Below are 23,559 nucleotides of genomic sequence, written 5' to 3'. Positions count from 1 at the left end.
GTGTTAGTTATCTCATTTGATTTTCAAAAAAGGAAAAATCCCTTGTAATACAGCCTTTGGGTCGTGCTTATCGCACACCTTGCACCCATACATACCAAGCAAGATGACAAGCCAGCTTACATATACCCAACTCATTAAAAACCATAAAATAGAAACGCTACCATATAATTCATGGTAAGTGCGGTTATACAGCACATAGTAAGTGAACGCCCATTTTAAAATATGCCATGAAACGCTTGTAAAAAACACCCATAAAAATACCCAAAAGCGGTGGTTAAACACATGATTAGTAGGGATAGTAAAAAGGATTAGAAAAAATCCATAAGTCCCCACCCAACGCAAGCAATGCAACAAAGAGGAATTTCTATCATCAAAAAACACTTGAATTTTAATGTCAAAAAACACGACTAAAGGCAGAGCGAATAAAAACACTAAAGTTGTGCCAAACCCCCAAAACAAAAAGATTTCCTTGCCTTTAAGATACACATAATCCCTAGGGCGTGCCTCAAAAATCTTAGAGGCGATATTGCGGTAGTTTTCACAAAACAGCACTAATGCTAATACAATAGAAAAAGCCTCCACCACCCCTAAAGTCATATCCGTTTTTTTAAAGGTTTCCAAAAAGGCTTTAATCGCCTCCATAAGCTTAGGCGAGTTAGGAAAAATGAGCGCCTCCACTTCGCCTGCATGCGCTTGCATGTAAGAAGAAACAAAAATCGTAAAAACAAACAATAAAATAGGCGATAGAGATAAAATCGTATAAAAACTCAAGCTTGAGGCATAATAAAATAACTCCCCCATGCCTAAAAAACCTTTTTTGAAATGCTCAGGGAAACACATTTTCACTAAATGGAAGAAACCTCTAAGGTTTCTTAAAAACACTCTAAAAAAAGTCATCAATGACAACTTGTAGCCATGCTCAAACCATAAGAGAGCAGTTTTTCAATGTCTCTCTTAGGGGCTAATCCCTTAGTGGTAAGATAATCCCCTAAAACCACTGCATTAATGCCGTATTCAAAAAGTTTCGCCTCTTCATCGCCCTTAAACACCACCTCACGCCCCCCAGCAACCATAAGTCTAGCGTTAGGCAAAAACTCTTTAGCTAAAATCACGCATTCTAAGGCCTCATCAGCGCTCAAGGTTTCTTCATTGATAGGCAATACCGGATTTTTAATGAAAAAATTAATCGGTGTGGTGTGTGGCGAAAGCGAGGCTAAAGCCCTAAGCATTTCAATCCTATCTTCCCAGCTCTCCCCAAGCCCAAAAATCCCTCCGCTACACAGACCTAAATTCGCCCTTAGAGTGTTCTCACATGTAATAAATCTTTCTTCCCATGTGTGTGTAGAGCAAATTTTAGGGAAAAATTTTTGCGAAGTTTCTAAATTATGGTTATAGCTATGAATGCCAGCATCTCTTAGATACTCTAATTTGTCTAAATCCGCTCGCCCACAACATGCAATTAAATGCAAGCCTAATTCTTCTTTATTAATCGCTTGGGCTAGTCTAGCGATGTATTCGCATTTTTCATCATCTAATTCACGCCCTGAAGTTACCAAGCAAAACCCCAAAGCCCCTAGCTCTCTCAAGGCTCTTGCCTCTTGTAAAACTACTTTTTCATCTTTAAATTTATAGCGTTTGATTTGCCCTTGGTGGTGTGAGCTTTGCGTGCAATAAGCACAATCTTCTTTGCAATCCCCACTACGCACATTTGAAATAGAGCATAAAAAAATCTCTTGCATATCTACCCTTTGACAAAATAGCATTATAGCAAATAAATAATTTTGTTTTTAAAATCGCTCAAAGCTATTCAAAACATTCAAAAATTCTTTGTAATAGACCTTCTTTATAGATTTTATTCTTTGATTTTTTGGTATTTAAATTGAAAAAAATGTATTTAATGGAATTGAATCTTGCTCTATCTGGGCTCTTTGTTCCTTGTCGTTGCTCAAAGGAGTTAAATGTGTTATTGCTGTGTTAGAAACACTTTTTAGAATTTCTAACACAAAAAAGCACTCATTTTTTGATAATAAACTATAACGCTAGAATCAATAGGTAGGTTTAGGGGTTTTATCAGTCATTGTAGGCAACTCTGGGTAGATAATCTTAGGCTTTTTACCCTTTAAAGCCCCAAAGAAAGTCTCAACCTTTTTAGCCTCTTCATCGCTAATTTCAACGCCTAATTGGATAGAGCCCATTTCTTTAATCGCATCTTTAACATCCCAGTATTGTCCGTTATGGAAATAGGGCATAGTCTCTGTGATATTTCTTAGAGTAGGCACTTTTACCATGCCGTTTTTATCGCCCTTGAAATCGCCTACATTAGCGAATTTATAAGGCTTAACCACACCAAAAGCCTGCATAGAACCACCCAAATTAATGCCATTATGACAACCTACACAACCTTTTTCAATAAACACTTCTAAGCCCTCTTGCTCGGCCTTGCTTAAAGCTTTAGGATTACCTCTTAAGAAGTCATCATAACGGCTTGGAGTTACTAAAGTGGCCTCAAACATCGCAATCGTATCAGTAATTAGCTTGAAATCAATTTTTACATGATTGCCATAAGCTTTTTTGAATAATTTCACATAGCCCGGAATAGAATTGATTTTTTCAACCACCACTTTTGGATCTGCTCCCATTTCAAAAGGTGCTTGGATAGGCCCTTGAGCTTGTTCGCTTAAGTGTGTAACTCTTCCGTCCCAAAACTGCACATCATTAAACACAGAGTTATACACGGTTGGAGAGTTTAAGAAGTGGGGGTTACTCTTCCATTGAGAGCCTACAGCCTTAGGAGCTAAATCCACTCCACCTAAACCTAAATTATGGCAAGTGTTACAAGATACAAGATAAGAAGTAGAAATTCTAGGGTCTAAGTAAAGCATTTTACCTAATTCCACTTGAGCTTGGGTCATCACATTAGAGCCATTGATACCAATACCTACATCTTTAGTTTTTTTAATTTGGTATTCTCTAAGTGCCTTGCCTATAGGCATAGGTTCTAAATGACTTTCTCTAGCTTTCTTAATCAATGCTAAATCATTTGTAGCATGTGCAAAAGAAAATGCCACACAAAACGCCGTAACGCCAAAAAAGGCCAATTTTTTCATAAAAACTCCTATTAACTCGCTTGGAAAGAGAGATGATTTTCTTATTATTCTAGCAATTATACAACAAATTAGATTATAAAAACTTAACCGATTATTTTTTATCAGTTAAGGGTATAATGCCTAGATAAAAACAAAAGAGATTATAATTTAGGGTTTTAGGAGTCAATAATGGAAGAAACTAAAGCATTCACGCATTTGCATTTACACACCGAATATTCGCTTTTAGATGGAGCTAATAAGATTAAAGTCTTAGCCAAACGCATTAAAGAGCTAGGCATGAAAAGTGTGAGCATGACTGACCATGGGAATATGTTTGGAGCGATTGATTTTTATACCAGCATGAAAAAAGAAGGCATTAAACCCATTATAGGCATGGAGGCTTATATCCATAATGATGAAAAACTTTCTAGCAAAGAGACTAAACAACGCTTTCATTTGTGCTTGTTCGCTAAAAATCAAGAGGGTTATGAAAACTTGATGTTCTTAAGCTCTATGGCGTATTTAGAGGGGTTTTATTATTTCCCACGCATTAATAAAGAGCTTTTAAGAAAGCATTCTAAGGGTATTATTGCCTCTAGTGCGTGCTTACAAGGCGAAGTCAATTTTCATTTAAACACCAATAGCGAAAGAAATCGCAAGTATGGGGCTAAGGGCTATGATGAAGCCAAAAGGATTGCTTGTGAATACCAAGAGATTTTTGAAGATGATTTTTATTTAGAGATTATGCGTCATGGCATATTAGACCAGCGTTTTATTGATGAACAAGTGATTAAAATGTCCTTAGAAACAGGGCTAAAAATCATTGCCACAAACGACACCCACTACACCATGCCAAATGACGCTAAGGCTCAAGAGATTGCGATGTGTGTGGCTATGGGTAAAATTCTAAACGATAAGGGGCGTTTAAAACACTCTGTGCATGAGTTTTATATTAAAAGCCCTGAAGAAATGGCGAAACTATTTGCCGATATTCCTGAAGCTCTAGCTAACACGCAGGAAATCGCAGAGAAATGCACTTTAGAGATTGATTTAAAAGACGATAAAGCTAACCCTCCAACCCCCCCAAGCTTTAAATTCACTAAAACTTACGCTCAAAATGAAGGGCTAGATTTTGAAGATGATGCGAGCTATTTTGCTTACAAGGCTAGAGAGGGTTTAAAAGAGCGTCTAAAATTAGTGCCAGAAATTGAGCATGAAAAATATCAAGAGCGTTTAGAAAAAGAAATTGAAGTCATTACTAACATGAAGTTTCCGGGTTATATGCTAATTGTGTGGGACTTTATCCGCCATGCTAAAGAAGTGGGTATTCCTGTAGGACCGGGTAGGGGGAGTGCTGCAGGAAGTCTAGTAGCCTTTGCTTTAAAGATTACTGATATTGACCCCTTAAAATACGATTTGCTGTTTGAAAGATTTCTAAACCCTGAAAGAATAAGCATGCCTGATATTGATACGGATTTTTGTCAGCGTAGGCGTAAAGAAATCATAGAATACATGATTGAAAAGTATGGCAAATACAATGTGGCTCAAGTAATCACTTTTAATAAGATGTTGGCTAAGGGTGTGATTAGAGATGTCGCAAGGGTTTTGGATATGCCTTACAAGGAAGCTGATGATTTTGCCAAACTCATTCCTAATCGCTTGGGTATCACGCTTAAAGGCTATGAAAAAAATGGCGAGTTTGTAGAAGGGGCGTGGGAATTAGAGCCTAAAATCAAAGAATTAGTAGAGAGTAATGACTTAGCCAGACAAGTATGGGAGTATTCGCTTAATTTAGAGAATTTAAATCGTAATGCTGGCGTGCATGCCGCCGCATTAGTGGTGGATAGCGAGAAAGAGTTATGGCACAAAACCCCTTTATTTGCGTCTGAAAAAACCGGTGGTATCGTTACGCAATATTCTATGAAGTATTTAGAACCGGTGGATTTGATTAAGTTTGACTTCTTAGGGCTTAAAACCTTGACCGTGATAGATGACGCTCTTAAAATCATTAAAACTCAGCATAACATTGACTTAGACTTCTTATCGCTAGATATGGACGACCCCAAAGTTTATAAAACGATTCAAAGTGGGGACACGGTGGGGATATTCCAAATTGAATCAGGCATGTTTCAAGGGCTTAACAAACGCTTAAGACCATCAAGTTTTGAAGATATTATTGCGATAATTGCGCTTGGAAGACCAGGGCCTATGGAATCAGGCATGGTAGATGACTTTGTTAATAGAAAGCATGGCATTGAGCCAATTACTTATGCGTTCAAAGAATTAGAATCCATTTTGAAACCCACTTATGGCACGATAGTTTATCAAGAACAAGTTATGCAAATTGTGCAAACTATCGGTGGGTTTAGCTTAGGTGAGGCAGATTTAATCCGTCGTGCTATGGGTAAAAAAGACGCTTCAATTATGGCGGATAATAAGGCAAAGTTTGTAGAAGGAGCCAAAAAATTAGGGCATGATAGTAAAAAGGCGGCCACTTTGTGGGATTTGATTGTTAAATTTGCCGGCTATGGGTTTAACAAATCACACTCTGCAGCCTATGCTATGATAACTTTCCAAACAGCGTATCTAAAGACTTATTACAAGCACGAATTTATGGCAGCCATGCTTACAAGCGAATCTAATAAGATTGAATCTGTGGCTCGCTATATTGATGAGGTTAGGGCTTTAGAAATTGAAGTCATGCCCCCCCACATCAATTCTTCTATGCAAGATTTCAGTGTTAAAGAATTTGAGAATGAAAAGGGCGAACTAGAAAAGAAAATTGTGTTTGGATTAGGGGCGATTAAAGGGGCTGGAGGTGAGCCAATTAGAAACATCATTGAAGAGAGGGCTAAGGGGGATTATAAGAGTTTAGAAGATTTTATTTCACGGGTGGATTTTTCTAAAATCACTAAAAAATCCTTAGAACCCTTAGTCAAATCAGGGAGCTTGGATAATCTAGGCTACACACGAAAGAGTATGCTTGCTAACTTAGATTTAATCTGTGATACAGGGCGCGCTAAAGACAAAGCTAATGAGATGATGCAAGGAAGCAATTCACTCTTTGGGGCAATAGAGAGTGAGGAAAAAGAGCAAGTTGTCTTAGATATGATTGATTTAGGCGAACATGACGCTAAAACGCTTTTAGAATATGAATATGAGATTTTAGGAATCCATGTTTCAGGAAACCCTTTAGATGAGTTTAAAGAAGAGATTAAGGGCTTTAAAAACTTAGTCAAAAGCATTGATATTGAAGAGTTAGAAATTGGCTCACAAGCTTATTTGCTCGGTAAGATTATGGAAGTTAAAAAGAAAATTGGCAAACGAAGCGGTAAGCCTTATGGCACAGCAGATATTTTAGACAGATATGGCAAATTTGAGCTCATGCTTTTTGAAAAGCAATTAAATGCCCTAGAAGAGTTAGATATTAATAAACCTTTAGTGTTTAAATGCAAGATTGAGGAGCAAGAAGAAGTCGCCCGATTAAGGCTTTTTGAAATCTTGGATTTAGAGAGTGCTAGAGAAGTTAAAATTCCAAAAGCTCGTTATAAAGACCCTAGTAAAGAAAAAGAAGATGTGCGAGAAATTCCACCTGTTGAGATGTTAGCATCCAGCTCTTGTTCTTTAGCGATTGTGCTAGAAAATGATGTGAAAAAAGAGTTTTTAAAACAAATCAAAGAAAGCGCTTTAAAACATCAAGGCAAACACCCTTTGTGTTTGATTGTCAAAGATAAGGGCAAGCAATTCAAGTTTCAAAGCGATTTGTTGGTAGATGAAAGCATTAAAGAAGAATTTAAAGAATTAGAGTGGAGAGATTTAACATGAGAATCAATCAATTTTTAGCCCACCATACTAAGCATTCACGAAGAGAGGCTGAAAAGCTTGTCTTAGAAGGGCGTGTCAAAATCAACCATGAGCATGCCAAACTTATTAGCATGGTTAAGGAAAATGACAAGGTGTTTTTAGACAAACGCCTAATCAAGCCTTTAAAAAACAAAAAATTTAGCGTTCTAGTTTATCACAAGCCAAAGGGCGAATTAGTGAGTAAAGCTGACCCCTTAAATAGGCGTGTGATTTATGAAAGTTTGGAGAAAAAATATGCTCATTTTGCACCTGTGGGGCGTTTGGATTTTGCAAGTGAAGGGGTGCTACTCTTAAGCGATAGTAAGGCGGTGGTGAGTGCTTTAATGCATGCAAATTTAGAAAGAGAGTATTTAATCAAAATTCAAGGCAGTGTTACAAAGGATATAGAACTTGCTATGCAAGAGGGCTTGAAATTAGAGAATGCCACTAAGGGTGCACATAGTAAAACCACGATTAAAAGCATGGAATTTGCCCCCTTTATTCATTATGAAATCATCAAAAACCACGCCAAATACTCTAAGCTTAGGGTGGTTATTAGTGAGGGGAAAAACAGAGAATTAAGGCGTTTTTTTGCGTATTTTAATGCTGAAGTATTGGATTTAAGGCGTGTGCGTTATGGCTTTGTGAATTTGAATGCTTTGCCGGTAGGGAAAATGCGTTTTTTAAACCGCCAAGAATATAATGAGTTGCACATATTTATGGCAAATGTTAAGACGAATTAAGCTTTTGAGTATAGAGATTGTGCTATACTTTGACTTGTTGGGGGAAATAAAAATAAAGGATATATTATGTTAGAAGTTATTAATGGAAGTAATTATGAAGAAAAAATTAAAGAGGGAGCGGTAGTAGTCAATATTGGAGCAAGCTGGTGCCCCGATTGTAGGAAAGTTGAGCCGATTATGGATAATCTAGCTAAGGTTTATGAAGGGAAAGTGCAATTTTTTAAGGTTTCTTTTGATGAAAGCGAGGATTTGAAAGAGAGCTTAGGTATTCGCAAAATTCCTACTCTAATTTTTTACAAAGATGGAAAAGAAGTGGGCGAAAGACTTGTAGAACCTGGCTCTCAAAAACCTATTGAAGATGCCATAAAGGAGTTATTGTAAGATAAAACTATTTTTAAAACACATAAATCTCTTTTAAAAGGGGGTTTATGCCCTTAACTTAATCTTTTATACTAAACCCTTAGTCTTAAATACTATTGCTTGTTGCCGATAATTTCAATATTAATATATTTTTATAATGTAAAATATATAAAAAATAGTTTTTTTTTTTTTTTGTAATTTTTTAAAATTAATCAATGTTTATATTATGATATTGTGTCTTTTTTATGTATAATGACTGCTTATATTTTAATTTTAGGGAGTCTTTGAGAATGTCAAAATATTGGTTAAAAAGTTGTAGTTTGAGCGTGTGTGCATTAGCACTTATTGTAGGTTGTGCGAATAACCCTAGTCAAAGTGGGTCTTCTAAGGCAAAAAAGGTAAAAGATGGCTTTAGCAAGTTTGAGCAGGCACATTATACTAAGGATTTTAAAAATGCGCATGAAATTTCAAAGAATTTGATTGCAACCGATAAACACCAGTATGATGCCCTTTTATGGAAATTACAAAATGGTGTGAACGCATTTGAAATGAGTGATTACAAGCAGTCTATTACAAGTTTAGAAGATGTGAATGCGAGTTTTGATAATAAATTTAAAGAGGGAGCGACTGGAGGCGGTAAGGCTCTAGCCTCTACGCTAGGGAATGAAAAGAATATCCCTTATAGGGGCAATGTATATGAATGGGTTATGGCAAACTATTATTTAGCACTAGATTATGCATTTTTAAATGACATGAATAAAGCTAGAGTATTCTTTAATCAAACTGCTGAGAGACAAAGAAGAGCTAAAGAATATTTTGCTAAAGAGATTGCTAAAGAGCAAGCAGAAATCAAGCAAAGAGAACAAGAAGATAGAAAAAAGGCAAAAGCACCACACAAACTTGGAGAAGTTACAGCCCAATATGCCAATATGAATGAAAAATATAAAAGCTTAGATTTGATGAAAGGCTATGAAAATTTTTCTAACCCTATGGTCAATTATATTTCTGGGTTGTTTTATCTCTTAAATAATGATAAAAGCAAGGCAGAAGGATATTTTAAAGAAGCTTTTGCGATTAGTAATTCTAAAATTGTAGAGCAAGATTTAGCTGATGTGAAAAAACCTCAAACCACTAAGCATACATGGGTGATTGTAGAAGATGGTGAGCAACCTTTATTGAAAGAGGAAGCTGACACAGATTTATTCTTTGCCATGCCATACTTAGATAATGATGGTAAGGGGACAGATTTCAAGCAAAGCTATAGCATTAATGGTAAAAAACTAGAAGTCTTAAGCAATTTTAATGAGGTTATCAAGGCAGAGTTTAATCATAAGTTGCCAAGCATTAGAGCAAGGGCTATTAGTGCAGCGATTACTAAAAATCTTTTATCAAGAGGAGCTGAGGCAGCTGGTGATGCTGTTGGTGGGACAGCTGGAGCTGCTCTAAGTCTTTTTGGCAAAGGTATGAAAATGGTTAACAAACACACTACAAAAGCAGACACCAGAAGCTCAAGTGTATTCCCTAACAAAGTTTATGTAGCTAGGTTAAAGGCGAGTGATTCTGCAACCTTAAATGCTGATGGTGCTAAATTTGTAGAATTAAATTCCACAAAATGTGAAAAACCAGATGCACAAAATGGTAAAATTTGTAATAACATGAACAATATCGTGTTTATTAGAACTTTAAAATCGGGCATGAATGTCTCTATTTTAAACCTTAAATAAGGGGAGTTAAGAAATGATGAATAACATGGGGTTCAAACTAGGTGGGGCGTTTGTTTTAAGCGCTCTTTTAATGGTCGGTTGTGGTGGCGGTGGTCCTACAAGCTATCAAAATGTGAATGATACCACTAAAAACACAACTATAGGCATTAACAGCACGGATTTGGTTGAGACCGCCAAGGTAATGATTGATAAAATGTTAAATAGTAAGAAGTTAATGGGACTTAAAGGTAAGCATGTAATTGAGATTTCAAATATTATAAATGACACCACTCAGCCAAATTTAGATATGAACTTTCTTACTGATAGGATTGTAGAAGTGTTGGAAGAGAAACTTGGAGATAAATTTGAGGTAACTAGAGCAAGTGGCGGTAGTGGCACTGTAGCTGATGAAAGAATGGTAGAGTAACGCAAAAAAGAAAGAGAGAATTCAGAGTATAACCAAGACACCACTATGGAAAAAGGCACTTTGGTTGCTGCTGATTTATCTTTGAGTGGAAAAATTTCAAAGAGTGCTGATTCTATCGATAAAAAGAGACAAAGAATTGACTATAATTTTTCGTTAAGACTTGCCAATAGAAAAACTGGAACTGGTGTTTGGACCGGCACTGAACCTATTGTAAAAAATGCTAGCAATAAGCATATTGCGTTTTAAAAAATAAAAAGGAGAATTTTATGAAAAACCAATTTAAAAGTGTTTTTGGTCTAAGTGTTGTAGCGACAATGTTGATTGTAGGTTGTGGCGGAGCACCTAAATCTGGTGTTAGCAAAAGCAATCAAGAGTATTACCAAGCAACTAAGGGAGCACCTGATTGGACAAAGGGCGATTTGGAGCAAGTGGCTAAGTATGAGAAATATTCAAGCGTATTTTTGGCTAGAGCGCAAGATGTAATTACTGATGGCGATGTAGATTATTCTACCAATCAAGCCACAGCAAAGGCTAGAGCTAATTTGGCAGCCAACATTAAAGCAACTTTACAAAGGGATTTGCAAAATGAAAAATCTAGAACCACAGATGCTGGTGGGAAAAGAGCTTTGAGCGGTACAGATAGTGAGCGTATTTCTCAGCTTGTAGATAGGGAATTGGTTGCCACTAAAACATTGGCTAGTTATGTGGGCAAGGACAGAGTTTTTGTGCTAGTTGGTTTGGATAGAGATATTGTAGATAAGGTTCGCACAGAACTAGGTATGGTAAAAAAGAAAAGATAAAAATTCCATGAAACGCCTTATTTGTAGTGCTATAGTAATTATGGCATTACAAGTTGCATGGGCAAGGGAGTTGCCTACATGGGCAAAGAGTTGCCCCAATAAGCCACAAATCAAACATGAAATTATTCTTTCATGCGGAATGAGCGAGGCGCTATCTTTAGATATGGATTATAGTTTATCCTTAGCTAGACATAATGCCTTAGAAAAGATTATTAATACTCACAATAGCGACAGGTTAGAGATTAAAGCAAGCAAAATAAAAGCGACTTTTATTGGTGCGAGTAAAGTATTTGTTTTAATAGAAGTTGATAGTAAAAATATCCAATTGATTCAAGAAAAAAAGGAATGACATGAAAAAAGTTATCGTGCTAACTAGCCTTATGCTGTGTTTAAATGCGCAAGAGAATATTCCCACATGGGCAAAAGAATGCCAAGTAGGAGAGCTAAAATCATGGGAGAATGACTATTTTAGGGCGTGTGCTATTGCTAATTCTATAGATTCACAAGGGCAAGAAAAAGCTTTTAAAGAGGCTAAAGAAACTTTAATGCGAAATCTTAAGCAAGACCCCTTGATTATTGAATATCAAAATGCGATTGTAGCCACTAAAGAACAACTTGAAAGAACTATTAAAGAAGTGCAAGATTCTTCTTTGACACAAGATTCTAAGGAGGCTTATTCAAACACTCTTGATAGTCTCAACAAGACTCTTCAAGGGTTTTTAGATGATTTAAAGACAGATTTAGATAAAGTTCAAAAAGAAATTCTTGCTAGAAGTAAGTGGCGCTATCAAGAGACTAAAGAATACTATGTTTTAGTCTCAGCACGCTTAAAATCCTTAAAAGATAAAATTCCAAGTCACACTTTGCGCCTAAGAAGTGCCACTAAGCAATTTTCTAATATAGAGAAAAAAGTTGAGGCATTAAAAAAAATGGGAGCTATACAAGAGGTTAAACCAACAGTCGATACTGAAAAACCAAACAATGAACATGGGCAAACCATGCAGTGGGTAAAGCATTGTGGTAAAACCACTCTTAAGCAAACTACAGCTGAATCTTGTAAAAGTGCTATGGGTTCTAATATGTTAGATAGCATGAAATATGCCACAGAGAACGCACGCAAAGCGTTATTTGAAAGGTTATCTAATGGAATTGAGACATTGAATTATGAAAATAATTTTGTTGCTCGCTTAAAGCAACCCCTTAATGCTAAATTTCAAGCCTTGGTGCCAGAGCGTTCTCAAGAATTGTTGAATGAGATTTTGCCAGAAAGCATTAAGGACTTTGTATATAACACGCCTATAAAAGCTAAGGCTTATCAAAATGGTAGGGCTTTTGTTTTGATAGAAGTTGATTTAAAAATTCTAGAGTCAAAACTTAAAGAAATTATCTCAACATTTAAATAAAACATTAAAAGAGGAGTTGTAATGAAAAAAATAATTTTATTTCTAATCATTACTTTGCTGAGTGCTGAACCCAGATGGTATGGCAAAGCAAAACTTGAAGACGGTTATCTTTATGGAAGTGGCCAATCAGATTCTAAAGAAACCTCTAAGCAAAAAGCATTAGCAGATTTGAGAAATTCTATTAGTGTGAGCGTGAGCTCTCAAATTAGTAGCCAAAAAGAGAGAGTTAACCACAAAATATATTCTAAGGATTCACAAGAAATCCATCTCAATAGCAATGTTTTAGAATTGGATAATGTAGAAATTGTTAAACAAGAAGTTCAAAAAGGCGTCTATTACACCATGGTAAGAATTAATAGAGATTTATTTTTGCAAGGGTTAGTAAAAAAATATAATATGCTTTATGCCAAGTTTGCCCCTCTTATTCCCAAAGGCTGTGGGATTTTTTTGCAACAATTTAGTGGACTAAAAGAACTATTGGATCAGATTGAACCTATTGAGAGAATTTTAAGGGCATATGGTGTCATCAATAAGCCTTTAGATAGATATGAAGATATTTATCACAAAAATTTGCCCAAACCGAAAGTAATATTGATTTTTGATTCTAATGCTGATTTGGAAATCAAGCAGTCTTTAATTAGTGCGTATGCTAGAGTGCTACAACCAAGCAAAGAGCAAGGATTATACAAGATTGCTAACCATATTTTTACAGAGGAAAAAGAAGGTAAGACCCGAATTAAAGTTAATTTTAGCGTGAGTAATTGTGAGGGTGAAACAATATTAGACAGAAATATTGTTGCATATGAGACAGATAGAGATTTTGCCCTTTTACGCATTCAATCTTTACTCTACAAGCAATTAAAAGGCTTTGCTAATAAAGAGGGACAAGGTAATACAGGACTATAATCTCAATTTTACTTAGACAAAACAACTCATAGCTTGCATAAAAATAGATTAGAAATAAGCCTTTAAGGCACATCATAATAAATCACAATTAAAGCTCTTTAAAAGAGAGCTTTATTATTTCCCTAAACAAAAATCACTGAACATGCTATCTAGCATTTGGCTAGTTTCATAAGGGCGAGTGAGCAAGTTCAAACTTTCTATGGCACTTAGGATATGGTAGGAAAAGAGTTCTAAGGTTTCTAAATGATTTCTAGCATTTTGCAATTCGCTAATAGCGTTTTCTAGGGCGTTCTTTTGGGCTGTGGAAGTGAGTAAGAGCTTGTTTTGTGTGTCTAGTTTAGGAAAAAATTCACTGATTTTTTGGCTCAAATCTTTTAAACAAGTTCTTGAATTAAGAGTGTTTGTCTCCAGTAAGGAATAAGAAATTTTAAGATGAGATTTTAATGTTTCAAGCTCTAACTTGGGCGATAAATCGTTTTTATTCAGAATGATGATACAGGGCTTATTGGTGCGATTGAGGGTATCAATAAGGTTAAAATCTTCCTTTTCTAGGGGTTTAGAAATATCAAATACACTCAATATGATGTCGCAATTTTCTAAACTTTTAAGGCTTTTTTCAACCCCTAATTGCTCTATTTTATCTGTAGTTTCCCTAATGCCGGCGGTGTCAATCAAACGTACCTTATGTCCTTGTAATTCTATGACTTCTTCTATGGTATCTCTTGTGGTGCCTTGAATATCGCTCACTAAAGCCCTTTCTTCTAAAAGCATGGCGTTTAATAAGGAGCTTTTGCCAGCATTGGGTTTGCCAATAATGCTTAAGGCATGCCCTTTAGCCTTACTAGTGTGCATGTTTGAAAAGTTTAGTAAGTCCTTAAAACATGCGATTTGAGTTTCTAAGCTTTTAGACACTTCGTCTAAAAAATCACTAGGAATATCTTCTTCGCTGTAGTCAATTAAGACTTCTGAGCTTGCTAGAAGTTTTAAAAGGGCGTTTCTAGAATCTTCTATAAAGGTTTTTAATTCGCCTTTGAGTTGTCTAGCTAGGGCGTTTAGAGAGCTTTGCTCTTCACATTCTATTAAGGCGACACTCGCTTCAATTTCGCTCAAATCCATTTTATGGTTTAAAAAGGCTTTTTTGCTAAATTCACCGGGTCTAGCAAGCCTAGCCCCATAATTCAAACAAGCTTGAAGAATATTTTGAGTTAAAAGGGGATTTCCATGACATTGGATTTCGCACACATCTTCACCTGTGAAACTATAGGGAGTTTTGAAATAGAGTGCTAGGGCTTTGTCTAACAAAATGTCGTTAGAAAAAATATCGCACACATAAGCATATCTAGGGGTAAAGTCTTGTTTTTTAGTGAGTTGTTTAAGAATATTTAGAGCGTTGTTGCCACTGATTTTAACAATGCTAATTGCCCCTTTACCTAAGGGGGTAGCGATGGCTACAATGGTGTCATTCATTCAAAAAAATCGTTAATAACGATGGATTGCTCATCGTTTAGATTGGTTTTAAGTGAGATATATTTGTTAGGAAAAGTTTTGCGTAGTTTTTTTAAAGCAATGTAGGTTAAAACACCATCGGGGGCTTTAATCTGTGCCTTGCCTACTTCATGCACGGTCATAATCACACTCTCTAAGTAAGTGTCCATAACCTTTTCTTGGTTCTGTAAAAAAGTGGAGATTTCTAAGCGGATATTATAGCCATAAGCAGGGTGAATCCAGTTGAATAGCAAGTAAGAAAGGGCTTTGTAACGATAACCCTTTTCGCCGATTAAAAGAGCTGAGTCTTCGCCATCTATATCAATCAATAAAACCCCCGGTTCATAAAGGCTAACTTCTACCTTGCTGATTTTATAAGGCAGATGAGAAAATAGGTCTTTTAGCTCTTGCTCAATTTCAACTATCTTATCTTGTTTAGGGAATTTTTGAGAATTTAGCTTAGGTTCTAAGGAGACTAGAGACGATATATCTTTAATAGGAGGGTTAAAGGGTTTATGGTTATCTTTAGGGGCGTGTTCTTCAAGGGAATGAGAATTGTGAGTGGGGATAGAATCTTCAAAAGTAGGGAGATTTGAAAATTCCTCTTCTTCATGTTCTTTTGCATGCTCGTGTTCTTGTTCTTTTTGGAGCGAGCTATTTTCTAGCTCTGTCTCTTGAGATACAGGCTTTTCTTCATTTTTAACGCTCGCTAAAATGATGGCATCTTTTTTGCCAATATTTAAAAATCCTTTAGAAGGCATTTGAATGATTTCATATTGCAAATTGACAATGGAGCAGTTAAGACTAATAGAGGCTTGAATGAGTGCCTCTTCTAAAGTTTTAGCTTTGATTTCAATAGGATTAGTCTGCATAATAAACCTTTAATGAAGATTTTGTTGTTGGCTTTTCTTCTTTTCTAGCATCTTATTGATTAAAAATTGCTGTAAGACTGAAAAAATATTGTTCGTTGTCCAATACAATACAAGCCCCGCTGGAAAAGTAATCAAAAAGAAAGTAAAGAATAACGGCAAGAGTTTAAAAATTTTCGCTTGCATGGGGTCTGTCATAGTATTTGGCGTAATGCTTTGATGCCAATACATAGAAATACCCATAAGAATAGGCAAAATGAAGTAAGGATCCATAAGAGACAAATCATGTATCCATAAAATCCACTCAGCACTCTTCAATTCTACGGCGTTATAAAGCACTCTATAGATAGCAAAAAATACCGGAATTTGTAAGATTAAAGGCAAACAACCTCCCAATGGATTAGCCCCATGTTTTTTGTAGAGTTGCATCATTTGAGCTTGCAATTTTTGAGGGTCGCCTTTGTATTTTTCTTGGAGTTCTTTCATTTTAGGGCTTAGCTCTTTGATTTTTTGCATGCTTACTATGCCCTTATAACTCAAAGGATAGAGAATGAGACGCACTACTAAAGTTAAAAGAATGATAGCCCAACCCCAATTTCCTGCAAAATCGTGCAAATAATCTAGAAAAACAAACACGCCTTTAGCAAAGAAAGTGATTAATCCATATTCTATGGTATCAGTGAGCATGGGGGCAATCGTTTTTAAGGAGCGGTAATCCTTAGGACCAATATAGCCATGTAAATTAGCGTTATTTTTAAGAGAGATAAAACCCAAAGGATTCTTTGTGCCAACTTCTGAATCAATTAAAGTTTCAAAGCCTTGTGAATCTTTGGTAAAAAGCAAGGTAGTGTAATATCTATCTACGCTAGATAAAAAGAGAGTGTTAGAAAATCGTTTGGTTTCTTTAGCGTCTTTATCTTCAATTTTTTCAATCTTTTTATCATTATTTTCTAAAAGCACGCCAGAAAATGCGTAGCTGTCTAAATCAGCAATAGGTCTATAGCCATTAGTAATAACATAGCTAGGAATAGCATTATTGGACGATTTGAATGTGATTTGCAAATCATAGTGCAAGTCATCATAAAAAGTTAGGGTTTTAGTAAGCGTAATAGAACCTAAATCTTGGGTTAAAATCAGTTGTTCATTAGGGCCAAGCTGTGCTTTAGAAGTCGTATAAGAAGTGCTAAAAGCCTTGTTATTGAGTGTTTGGTCTAAGAAGCGCACCTCTAAAGGCTTTAATTTGTCTGTGCCTAAAAGAGGAAGTTCGCTAAGCTGTTTTTCTTCTGCTTTACCATGCCCAAATAAGTGCGTGATATGCTCTAAAAAGCCTTTTTGTTTAGGAGCTAAGTATTTTTTATCTTTGAGATAAACTTGTTTGATACGCCCTAAAGAATCAATTTCAATTTTGGCATGCTCAAAAGAAATGGTAGCAAGAACACTATCTTGTTGCAATGCTATGGTAGGACTATTGGTTTTTAAAGTATCAACGCTAGCGTTAGAGACTTTTGGCGTTTCATTTGAGTTAGTGTGCTGAGTGGCTTGCGTGTGAGTAGTTTTGACTTCTGATTTTTGAAAAAAATAACTATAAAGAGTGATAAACAAAAAAGAGAGAGCAACCGCTAAAATTAAGCGAAGATTCGTGTTGTTGTTTTTATCCATGAGTTATAAAACCTTAATGATATAGTAAGATGTATGGCTATTTTTAAGTGGAACAAGCCAAAAAATAATGGGTTGGACAAAGCTAGTATTATTTGGTTGGAGCAAAATAGGACGCTTGAAACAAGAAACAATAGGATAAGCGACACCCCCTTGAAAAAAGGGATTGCACGAAAAAATTCTTAGAGCGATTTTTCCTATAGCCAAAAAAGGATTTTCAAATTTGAGTAGCCATAAGGCATAGTTAGAACAACTAGGATAGAACCGACAAGTTCTAGGTTTCAAAACCGAAAGAAAGCGTTGGTAAAATCTAACTGATACACTCAAAACAACATTTAAAAAAGACATTTTATGGTTTTGCATAACTTATTTAGCAGTTCCTTTTGTAAAATCCTTAGATATTCTATGCATGTGTCCCTTATGCACGGGGCTAGACCTATTAAAAGTTGCTTTTTTAGCAGTTCTTACAAAATCTTGTAGCCCAACAAGCGTTTCTAAGAAATACTCCTCTAAAGCTTGAAACTTTAAATCTTGAATACCATTTCTAGGCACAAACACTAAAGCAAGCCCTTCACAAAGCATAGCATGCTTAATGACAAGCGAACGCAAACGGCGTTTGACAAGATTGCGTTTTACTGCGTTGCCTACTTTCTTAGAAACACTTAATCCCAACAAGCTTGAATAAAACACTCTCTTATGATGAGAGTTTCTATTATTAGATAATGGCAAAAAATTAGCGTCTTGGCTTTGCGTATTTGGGGCTATTTTAGAAATGTCAAAAGCTCGCAAACTCATAGCGTGCAAAGAAAAAAAAGGAGTGTGCCTTTTTAAGCCTTTTTTATAAACCTTATCAAACTCGCTCTTGGTTTTTAAAGAGCCTACAGATTTAAACAGAAAGTTTTTTTCTGCCCTTGGCTCTTCTAGCATTAATTACCTTGCGTCCGTTTTTTGTCTTCATTCTAACTAGAAAGCCATGGGTTCGCTTTCTTGGTGTATTGTGTGGTTGGTAAGTGCGTTTCATTTGAGAAAACTCCTTATTCTAAATTAAATTAACATAAATCAAAGATTTTAGCCAAAGAATGCTAAAAGTTGACTAAAACTACTCTGATTGGTTTTTCTTATCTTCAACAAGAATATAAAGTTGCTTAAGATTATTGGTCTGTAGCAAATCTACAACCCTCACAAAGCTATCTAAATTGCTTTTTTTATCCCCTTGCAAAACAATGGGAGTATCCTTAGGATAAGAAGAAATTTTTTCCTTTAAAAAAGAAAAATCCACCTTTTTTTCATCTAGATAAAACTCGCCCTTATCGGATATGGCAATGGTTACTTGTTTCTTCTCTAAAACATCTTTGGAATCAGAAGACTCTTTATCCACCTTAGGAATATTGATAGGAAGCTTAGAAGTCTGCACAAAAGATGCTGTTGTCAATACGATAACAAGCAACACAAGCATGATGTCTATAAAAGGCACCACATTCATTGATTCTACTTTTTTCACCGCTCTTCCTTATGCTTGCGAATAAATTTTGCTTAATTCAGTTTCAATAGGATTATGAAAAATATCCCACTTAGTTACCAAAATTTCACTTTTTCTAACGAGCAAATTATAAACAACAATCGCAGGAATAGCCACCAATAATCCCATGCCGGTTGCTTTTAATGCAAGGGCTAGGTTAGTCATAATCGCCTTAGTATCTAAGCCTGCTGAAGAGCCTAAGTCCATAAAAGTAAGCATAATCCCTATAACAGTCCCTAAAAGACCAATATAAGGAGCGTTTGAACCAATGGTTGCCACTAAAGTTAAGCGTTTATGTAAGGCTAATTCTAGTTTGCGCCTATCTGTATAGTCATCTACACGAACGGTGGCAAAAAACCACATTCTCTCTATAGCGATGGCAACAACCACCACAGACAAAAATAATAAAAAACCTAAAATCCCATAATCTACCATTTCTTTCATCATTATCCTTTGAAGTGATGTTTTAAACTAGCAAGCACCTCTTTATTAAGTGCCTTTTCTTTTAAACTCTGTCTTTTATCGTGCAATTTTTTCCCTTTTACCAAAGCGATTTGGATTTTAGCCCTATTTCTTTCATTAAAATACAATTTTAGACCCACAATACTTAAGCGTTCTTTGCTCACTTCGCTTTGCCATTTGAGTAGTTGTTTTTTATGTAGGAGCAATTTACGCTCCCGCCTTTCATTTGGTCTATAGTGAGCATGAATTGTATCTAAATGCGATATATGGACGCCAAACAAAAACGCTTCTCTTTTGACAATTTTAACAAAATTATCCTTTAAATTCACCCTAGATTGTCTTAAAGCTTTAACTTCTGAACCTAAAAGCACTATTCCAGCCTCTAAAGTCTCTAAAATTTCGTAATCAAAATACGCTTTTTTATTATTGGCAATGAGTTTCATTTCTAATCTTCTACCCCCATTGCATAAAAAAACGCACTCCCACTCCCGCTAAAAAAATACTTTTTTTCTAACGCGCTTTCAAATTCTTTTAAAGACGGATTGATTTGTAATGCTGGTTTTAAAAGGTCGTTAAGCTCATGCCTAGAATGAGTTTTCAAGCACTCAAGGCTAGGCTTTTTGAGCCAAGATTGCGTGTTGAGTTGAGAATTACAAGCACTAGGGCGATAAGCTTGATAAATAGCTTTAGTATTACAAGTTATGCCTTTAGGAATTTGAATATGACCTATTTCTAAAGGCTCTTCATCAAAAACCTCAATGACTTCGCCATAAGAAGTTACATTAGCGCTTGTATATTGTGAGATAAAAAAATTCACATCCATACCCACCAAAGAACCAATAGCATAAAGCTCTTCCAAACTCAAATCAAACTCAAAAAATTGGTTTAAAAAATAGAGTAAATTGCCCGCATCAGCACTCCCTCCACCTAAACCTGCTTGAGTAGGAATGTGCTTTTCTACTTCAATAGATAGGGTGTCTAAAGGATTTAGTTTAGATTTTGGAAAATCTTTTTGTTTTAAATAGTTTTTTAATGCTTGAAGGGCTTTAAAAATAGTATTCTCTTCTAAGGGGCAATCAAAATTACCTTTAAGACTAAAAGAATGAGCTGTTTTGATATTAATAAAATCTTTTATAAGATTAGTTAGAACCAAACGAGAGATGAGTTTATGGTATGTGCCTTCTTTTTGTAAGATTTTTAAGAAAACATTGACTTTAGGATAGACTTCAAAAGAAAATTGCATTAATTTTTAATGACTTTCTTAATATTTTCTAACAAACTCTCATCTACAGCAACAGAGGCTTTTTGATTTTCAGAAACAATCGCCTCTTTAAGTTCAGAGCGTAAAATTAGAGTGTTTTCAGGTGCCTCAAAACCCAAACGCACGCTCCCTCTATCTATAGAAATAATTTTAATGTGGATATTATCATCAATGACAATTCCCTCATGGAGTTTGCGACTGAGTATGAGCATAGACTTCCTTTAGCATTACAGAGAGGAATGAATTTCAATACTCTCTATAATATCACCTTGTTTGATTTTATCTAAGACATTAAGACTCTCTGCATTAGCTAATTTGCCAAACACGGTATGTTCGCCATCTAAATGGGGTAAATCTACAAAACATAAGAAAAACTGACTTCCCCCAGTATCTCTTCCAGCATGCGCCATAGAGAGCGAACCTCGCTTGTGCTTGTGAGGGTTATTAGCCACTTCGCATTTAATGCGATGTCCCGGACCCCCTGTGCCTGTGCCATAAGGGCAACCCCCTTGAGCCACAAAGCCTGCAATCACACGATGAAAATTAAGTCCGTTATAAAAACCCTCTTTAGCTAGAGTGATAAAATTGCTTACGGCTTGAGGCGCATCCTTATAGAAAAATTCTATCGCTAAATCCCCTCTGCTTGTTTTCATAATTGCATACGCCGACTTAGCAAGCTCTTCCTCTTTAATATCATAAGTTTTTATTGAATTCATCTTAAAATCCTCATTAACATTAGACATGTATATAATAATTAAAACCCCTTATTATAGCAACAAATTAAAATAAGTGGTGTTTTTAGCCGATAATATTTTGAATTGTTTTATGGATTTTAGAGTTGAAGCTAACTATGTGCCTTTGGCAGTTATTCTAAAAGCATTTATAAGGTTAGATTAGGAGCATATTTTATGTTAGGGTTTTGCCAATCAAAAAATAAAGTGGAGCATTTTAAAAAAGAGGCATTTATTTTATTGTTGGTTAGCACATTGAGTGGCATTAATGCTAAGGGGTTAGCGTTAAAAAATAATGCCCACCCTATTAATGAAAAACCCACAATAAACTCAGAGATTTTTTACCCCATTGAAATTGTTCGTGATGATACGCCTATAGATTTATCTCTTCCTAAGTGGGTTTATGCGGTTGCACTACTAGAAGTGTATTTCAGCGATGGGACTTATAAGCAAGGCTATGCTACTTTATTAGAAAGTGGGCATTATATCGCCTCTTCTGAAACGCTTTATGCGAATGGAAAATACCCAAAGACCATTTTAGCTAAAATGCAAGATGATAGTGCTAAGGCATTGATTTGTATTGCAAATTTGCGTTTAAGAGCGATTGATAGGAGTAAGGGACTTTCGCTTTTGCAGACTTCAAGCTTTAATAACGATTATTGCCAGAAACGACAAGAGAGTTATTATCATGCAAGGATTTATACAGCTTATGCACAAACTTTTTATTTAAATCCTCCTTTGGCTAAAAACCAAACCTTTTCTAAAATCTATTACCCTACAATTAGTGAGGAAAATTCTTTTTCTATTCAAGTTGCAGACGGCTTAGTCTTGGATTTTTTGAATCCTAAAAACACTCTGTTGCCAAAAAATTCTTTTAAGCAAGCAAGCTATTTATGGAGCGGAAGACCTTATTTTAGTGATAGCGGCGAACTTGTTGGGGTCGTCAGCACAACCTTAGAACACCCTAAAACTTTAGTGATTATCCCTAGAGAAAATATTAGAAAATTTTTGAATGATTTAAAAAAAGAGCGTATTTTTTAGGCTATTTATAGTCGCATTTGGGGGTAGTATTTATGTTCAACAAAAACATCTTTCTGCTTTTTCTGTCTCAGGGGTTTAATGGGGCAGTGATTAGTTTATTAACCTTTTCTAGCCCTTTAGCAGGGAAGTGGTTTGTAGAACAGCTCAATAAACATACTGGTGTTTTTGTGCTTAATCTTAGCACTCTAGCTGTCTCTCTAACGCTTTGTGGGGCTTTTATAGCGGTATTTTTTTCTTCTAATATCATCTATAAGTTGGGCAGAAAAAAGGCTTTTTTGTGGAGCGCTTTTGTAGGGGTTTGTGGGGCGTTGTTAGCCATTCTTGCTTTATTTCAAGGCTCTTTTTTACTCTTTTGTTTAGCCACCTTTTTGCTTGGGTTTTTCACAGCCCTAAATAGCTTTTATCGCTTTTTGGTTAATGAAGCTTTAAAAAATGCTAATCAAAATCATGCTTACAAAGCGAGCGCTTTAATTGTAGGAGGTGGCATACTAGGGGGCATTTTAGGCCCTAATTTAGCTCATTTTGGACTCCATCTTATGCCTACCCCTTTTGTGGGTTCATTCATTTTTGTTTCAATCTTGTGTGCTTTGAATTTCTTATGCACCATGTTTTTAGACTTAACGCCTTTACCCCCTAAGCCAAAGATAAAAGCAACGCTATTAGAATGCTTGAAAGAACCCCATTTTTTAAGGGCTACGCTATCATGTGCTGTGGGCTTTTCTTTAATGACTTTAATGATGAACGCTCTGCCTTTAAGTATGGCACATTATGAGCCACAAGAAATCAAAAATGTTTTAATGTGGCATTTCATAGCCATGTATGCTCCAAGCTTATTGCTTGCATTTTTAGTTAAAAAACTCAATCCTTTTAGGCTTATTGTAATAGGCATGATTTTTTATGGTATCGCTGGGATTGTAGCTCTAATGAGCCAAGATTTTTGGGGCTTTTTAGTATCGCTCATTTTTGTAGGCATTGCATGGTCGTTGAGTTTTAATGGAGGAACTTTCTTGTTTAACAGCATTCAGTCCAAAAACCAAGTCAAATTACAAGAGTTAAATGCTATAGCAATTTTTGGGGCGAACTTAATGGCTAGTTTGAGTGTGGGAATCATCCTTGAAAATGGGGGTGAACTCGTGCTTAATGGGATATTATTAGGGAGCGTGTGCGTGTTTTTGGTGGGTTTTAAACTTCTCAAAACCTAATCGCACCAAAATTTTAACTTACTTAACCAAAAATTTTCACTCTTTAAGCAAACCTTAAGCTT

25 protein-coding genes and 1 pseudogene are annotated in these 23,559 nt (G+C 35.8%); 11 read left to right on the top strand and 15 right to left on the bottom strand.

The genetic code is table 11. The features are described 5' to 3' along the window. Positions 1 to 12: 12 nt before the first annotated feature. From C6H25_RS00130 to C6H25_RS00120, 3 genes are all read right to left on the bottom strand, one after another. Positions 13 to 897, bottom strand: a complete 885-nt coding sequence (locus tag C6H25_RS00130; RefSeq protein WP_104747462.1) for a YihY family inner membrane protein — start codon at positions 895 to 897, stop codon at positions 13 to 15. After that, positions 897 to 1,739 (bottom strand): biotin synthase, encoded by an 843-nt coding sequence (locus C6H25_RS00125; RefSeq protein ID WP_104747461.1) that lies wholly within the window; start codon positions 1,737 to 1,739, stop codon positions 897 to 899. Before C6H25_RS00125 ends, C6H25_RS00130 begins: the two co-directional genes overlap by 1 nt. Before the next feature lie 306 nt (positions 1,740 to 2,045). After that, the gene (locus C6H25_RS00120; RefSeq protein WP_104747460.1) at positions 2,046 to 3,107 is read right to left on the bottom strand and encodes a cytochrome-c peroxidase; all 1,062 of its coding nucleotides are present in this window, start codon (positions 3,105 to 3,107) and stop codon (positions 2,046 to 2,048) included. A 168-nt stretch (positions 3,108 to 3,275) separates the two neighbouring features. On the opposite strand from C6H25_RS00120, the gene dnaE reads away from it, so the two are divergent. From dnaE to C6H25_RS00075, 9 genes and pseudogenes are all read left to right on the top strand, one after another. Beyond that, entirely contained in the window at positions 3,276 to 6,911 is a 3,636-nt protein-coding gene (gene dnaE, locus C6H25_RS00115) for a DNA polymerase III subunit alpha (protein WP_104747459.1), read from the top strand. Next, the gene (locus C6H25_RS00110) at positions 6,893 to 7,672 is read left to right on the top strand and encodes a pseudouridine synthase (protein ID WP_104747458.1); all 780 of its coding nucleotides are present in this window, start codon (positions 6,893 to 6,895) and stop codon (positions 7,670 to 7,672) included. The genes dnaE and C6H25_RS00110 overlap by 19 nt, the downstream gene beginning before the upstream one ends. A gap of 66 nt (positions 7,673 to 7,738) precedes the next feature. Continuing rightward, positions 7,739 to 8,053 carry a thioredoxin family protein gene (locus C6H25_RS00105; RefSeq protein ID WP_104747457.1) on the top strand — a complete coding sequence of 105 codons (315 nt, stop codon included), beginning with the start codon at positions 7,739 to 7,741 and terminating at the stop codon, positions 8,051 to 8,053. 269 nt (positions 8,054 to 8,322) lie between these two features. Then, positions 8,323 to 9,756: a hypothetical protein gene (locus tag C6H25_RS00100; RefSeq protein WP_104747456.1), complete on the top strand. Its 1,434-nt coding sequence runs from the start codon at positions 8,323 to 8,325 to the stop codon at positions 9,754 to 9,756. Positions 9,757 to 9,769: 13 nt separating this feature from the next. Continuing rightward, positions 9,770 to 10,408, top strand: a pseudogene (gene lpoB, locus C6H25_RS00095) (penicillin-binding protein activator LpoB). A 20-nt stretch (positions 10,409 to 10,428) separates the two neighbouring features. Then, positions 10,429 to 10,962, top strand: coding sequence for an LPP20 family lipoprotein (locus tag C6H25_RS00090; RefSeq protein ID WP_104747455.1), 534 nt, complete (start codon positions 10,429 to 10,431; stop codon positions 10,960 to 10,962). A 7-nt stretch (positions 10,963 to 10,969) separates the two neighbouring features. Then, on the top strand, positions 10,970 to 11,311 hold the full coding sequence (locus C6H25_RS00085; RefSeq protein WP_104747454.1) for a hypothetical protein: 342 nt from the start codon (positions 10,970 to 10,972) through the stop codon (positions 11,309 to 11,311). 1 nt (position 11,312) lies between these two features. Further along, a complete protein-coding gene (locus tag C6H25_RS00080) occupies positions 11,313 to 12,365 on the top strand; it encodes a hypothetical protein (RefSeq protein WP_104747453.1) in 1,053 nt (350 codons plus the stop codon). A gap of 21 nt (positions 12,366 to 12,386) precedes the next feature. Further along, a complete protein-coding gene (locus C6H25_RS00075) occupies positions 12,387 to 13,271 on the top strand; it encodes an LPP20 family lipoprotein (RefSeq protein WP_104747452.1) in 885 nt (294 codons plus the stop codon). A gap of 114 nt (positions 13,272 to 13,385) precedes the next feature. Here the strand turns inward: C6H25_RS00075 and mnmE are convergent, their stop codons facing one another. The 12 genes from mnmE to C6H25_RS00015 all read right to left on the bottom strand — a co-directional run bounded on the left by mnmE (position 13,386) and on the right by C6H25_RS00015 (position 21,239). After that, entirely contained in the window at positions 13,386 to 14,738 is a 1,353-nt protein-coding gene (gene mnmE, locus C6H25_RS00070; RefSeq protein ID WP_104747451.1) for a tRNA uridine-5-carboxymethylaminomethyl(34) synthesis GTPase MnmE, read from the bottom strand. Further along, the gene (locus C6H25_RS00065) at positions 14,735 to 15,628 is read right to left on the bottom strand and encodes a Jag N-terminal domain-containing protein (RefSeq protein ID WP_104747450.1); all 894 of its coding nucleotides are present in this window, start codon (positions 15,626 to 15,628) and stop codon (positions 14,735 to 14,737) included. The genes mnmE and C6H25_RS00065 overlap by 4 nt, the downstream gene beginning before the upstream one ends. A 9-nt stretch (positions 15,629 to 15,637) precedes the next feature. After that, positions 15,638 to 17,284, bottom strand: coding sequence for a membrane protein insertase YidC (gene yidC / locus C6H25_RS00060; protein WP_104747449.1), 1,647 nt, complete (start codon positions 17,282 to 17,284; stop codon positions 15,638 to 15,640). Positions 17,285 to 17,287: 3 nt separating this feature from the next. Then, positions 17,288 to 17,644, bottom strand: a complete 357-nt coding sequence (gene yidD / locus C6H25_RS00055) for a membrane protein insertion efficiency factor YidD (RefSeq protein ID WP_104747448.1) — start codon at positions 17,642 to 17,644, stop codon at positions 17,288 to 17,290. A 3-nt stretch (positions 17,645 to 17,647) separates the two neighbouring features. Further along, positions 17,648 to 18,208: a ribonuclease P protein component gene (gene rnpA / locus C6H25_RS00050; protein WP_104747447.1), complete on the bottom strand. Its 561-nt coding sequence runs from the start codon at positions 18,206 to 18,208 to the stop codon at positions 17,648 to 17,650. Continuing rightward, positions 18,168 to 18,302, bottom strand: coding sequence for a 50S ribosomal protein L34 (gene rpmH, locus C6H25_RS00045; protein WP_001847286.1), 135 nt, complete (start codon positions 18,300 to 18,302; stop codon positions 18,168 to 18,170). Before rpmH ends, rnpA begins: the two co-directional genes overlap by 41 nt. Before the next feature lie 78 nt (positions 18,303 to 18,380). Next, positions 18,381 to 18,782 (bottom strand): ExbD/TolR family protein, encoded by a 402-nt coding sequence (locus tag C6H25_RS00040; protein WP_104747446.1) that lies wholly within the window; start codon positions 18,780 to 18,782, stop codon positions 18,381 to 18,383. A 9-nt stretch (positions 18,783 to 18,791) separates the two neighbouring features. Then, positions 18,792 to 19,244, bottom strand: a complete 453-nt coding sequence (gene exbB, locus C6H25_RS00035; RefSeq protein WP_104747445.1) for a TonB-system energizer ExbB — start codon at positions 19,242 to 19,244, stop codon at positions 18,792 to 18,794. A 2-nt stretch (positions 19,245 to 19,246) separates the two neighbouring features. Then, positions 19,247 to 19,705, bottom strand: a complete 459-nt coding sequence (smpB, locus tag C6H25_RS00030) for an SsrA-binding protein (protein WP_104747444.1) — start codon at positions 19,703 to 19,705, stop codon at positions 19,247 to 19,249. A gap of 2 nt (positions 19,706 to 19,707) precedes the next feature. Further along, positions 19,708 to 20,505 carry a 4-(cytidine 5'-diphospho)-2-C-methyl-D-erythritol kinase gene (locus C6H25_RS00025; RefSeq protein ID WP_104747443.1) on the bottom strand — a complete coding sequence of 266 codons (798 nt, stop codon included), beginning with the start codon at positions 20,503 to 20,505 and terminating at the stop codon, positions 19,708 to 19,710. Continuing rightward, complete coding sequence (locus C6H25_RS00020; RefSeq protein WP_104747442.1) at positions 20,505 to 20,735, bottom strand: carbon storage regulator; 231 nt, start codon at positions 20,733 to 20,735, stop codon at positions 20,505 to 20,507. The genes C6H25_RS00025 and C6H25_RS00020 overlap by 1 nt, the downstream gene beginning before the upstream one ends. Before the next feature lie 15 nt (positions 20,736 to 20,750). Then, positions 20,751 to 21,239 carry a peptidylprolyl isomerase gene (locus C6H25_RS00015; protein WP_104747536.1) on the bottom strand — a complete coding sequence of 163 codons (489 nt, stop codon included), beginning with the start codon at positions 21,237 to 21,239 and terminating at the stop codon, positions 20,751 to 20,753. Between the two features lie 192 nt (positions 21,240 to 21,431). On the opposite strand from C6H25_RS00015, the gene C6H25_RS00010 reads away from it, so the two are divergent. Continuing rightward, a complete protein-coding gene (locus C6H25_RS00010) occupies positions 21,432 to 22,295 on the top strand; it encodes a hypothetical protein (RefSeq protein WP_104747441.1) in 864 nt (287 codons plus the stop codon). A gap of 32 nt (positions 22,296 to 22,327) precedes the next feature. Continuing rightward, the gene (locus C6H25_RS00005; RefSeq protein ID WP_104747440.1) at positions 22,328 to 23,497 is read left to right on the top strand and encodes an MFS transporter; all 1,170 of its coding nucleotides are present in this window, start codon (positions 22,328 to 22,330) and stop codon (positions 23,495 to 23,497) included. Positions 23,498 to 23,559 lie beyond the last annotated feature (62 nt).

Origin of the sequence: Helicobacter cetorum, from assembly GCF_900198405.1 — a bacterium.
In the GTDB taxonomy this organism is placed as follows: domain Bacteria; phylum Campylobacterota; class Campylobacteria; order Campylobacterales; family Helicobacteraceae; genus Helicobacter; species Helicobacter cetorum_C.
The sequence above is the reverse complement of the archived record's forward strand: the minus strand, read 5'-3'. Positions and strand labels throughout refer to the sequence as shown.

What these genes read in the sequence shown, in the direction of transcription:
- exbB (WP_104747445.1), bottom strand. Translation starts at nt 19,244, where the DNA reads ATGAAAGAAATGGTAGATTATGGGATTTTAGGTTTTTTATTATTTTTG.
- yidC (WP_104747449.1), bottom strand. Translation starts at nt 17,284, where the DNA reads ATGGATAAAAACAACAACACGAATCTTCGCTTAATTTTAGCGGTTGCT.
- yidD (WP_104747448.1), bottom strand. Translation starts at nt 17,644, where the DNA reads ATGCAAAACCATAAAATGTCTTTTTTAAATGTTGTTTTGAGTGTATCA.
- dnaE (WP_104747459.1), top strand. Translation starts at nt 3,276, where the DNA reads ATGGAAGAAACTAAAGCATTCACGCATTTGCATTTACACACCGAATAT.
- C6H25_RS00010 (WP_104747441.1), top strand. Translation starts at nt 21,432, where the DNA reads ATGTTAGGGTTTTGCCAATCAAAAAATAAAGTGGAGCATTTTAAAAAA.
- rnpA (WP_104747447.1), bottom strand. Translation starts at nt 18,208, where the DNA reads ATGCTAGAAGAGCCAAGGGCAGAAAAAAACTTTCTGTTTAAATCTGTA.
- C6H25_RS00125 (WP_104747461.1), bottom strand. Translation starts at nt 1,739, where the DNA reads ATGCAAGAGATTTTTTTATGCTCTATTTCAAATGTGCGTAGTGGGGAT.
- C6H25_RS00025 (WP_104747443.1), bottom strand. Translation starts at nt 20,505, where the DNA reads ATGCAATTTTCTTTTGAAGTCTATCCTAAAGTCAATGTTTTCTTAAAA.
- C6H25_RS00100 (WP_104747456.1), top strand. Translation starts at nt 8,323, where the DNA reads ATGTCAAAATATTGGTTAAAAAGTTGTAGTTTGAGCGTGTGTGCATTA.
- C6H25_RS00005 (WP_104747440.1), top strand. Translation starts at nt 22,328, where the DNA reads ATGTTCAACAAAAACATCTTTCTGCTTTTTCTGTCTCAGGGGTTTAAT.
- C6H25_RS00015 (WP_104747536.1), bottom strand. Translation starts at nt 21,239, where the DNA reads ATGAATTCAATAAAAACTTATGATATTAAAGAGGAAGAGCTTGCTAAG.
- smpB (WP_104747444.1), bottom strand. Translation starts at nt 19,705, where the DNA reads ATGAAACTCATTGCCAATAATAAAAAAGCGTATTTTGATTACGAAATT.
- mnmE (WP_104747451.1), bottom strand. Translation starts at nt 14,738, where the DNA reads ATGAATGACACCATTGTAGCCATCGCTACCCCCTTAGGTAAAGGGGCA.
- C6H25_RS00130 (WP_104747462.1), bottom strand. Translation starts at nt 897, where the DNA reads ATGACTTTTTTTAGAGTGTTTTTAAGAAACCTTAGAGGTTTCTTCCAT.
- C6H25_RS00120 (WP_104747460.1), bottom strand. Translation starts at nt 3,107, where the DNA reads ATGAAAAAATTGGCCTTTTTTGGCGTTACGGCGTTTTGTGTGGCATTT.
- C6H25_RS00090 (WP_104747455.1), top strand. Translation starts at nt 10,429, where the DNA reads ATGAAAAACCAATTTAAAAGTGTTTTTGGTCTAAGTGTTGTAGCGACA.
- C6H25_RS00105 (WP_104747457.1), top strand. Translation starts at nt 7,739, where the DNA reads ATGTTAGAAGTTATTAATGGAAGTAATTATGAAGAAAAAATTAAAGAG.
- C6H25_RS00080 (WP_104747453.1), top strand. Translation starts at nt 11,313, where the DNA reads ATGAAAAAAGTTATCGTGCTAACTAGCCTTATGCTGTGTTTAAATGCG.
- C6H25_RS00085 (WP_104747454.1), top strand. Translation starts at nt 10,970, where the DNA reads ATGAAACGCCTTATTTGTAGTGCTATAGTAATTATGGCATTACAAGTT.
- rpmH (WP_001847286.1), bottom strand. Translation starts at nt 18,302, where the DNA reads ATGAAACGCACTTACCAACCACACAATACACCAAGAAAGCGAACCCAT.
- C6H25_RS00075 (WP_104747452.1), top strand. Translation starts at nt 12,387, where the DNA reads ATGAAAAAAATAATTTTATTTCTAATCATTACTTTGCTGAGTGCTGAA.
- C6H25_RS00020 (WP_104747442.1), bottom strand. Translation starts at nt 20,735, where the DNA reads ATGCTCATACTCAGTCGCAAACTCCATGAGGGAATTGTCATTGATGAT.
- C6H25_RS00065 (WP_104747450.1), bottom strand. Translation starts at nt 15,628, where the DNA reads ATGCAGACTAATCCTATTGAAATCAAAGCTAAAACTTTAGAAGAGGCA.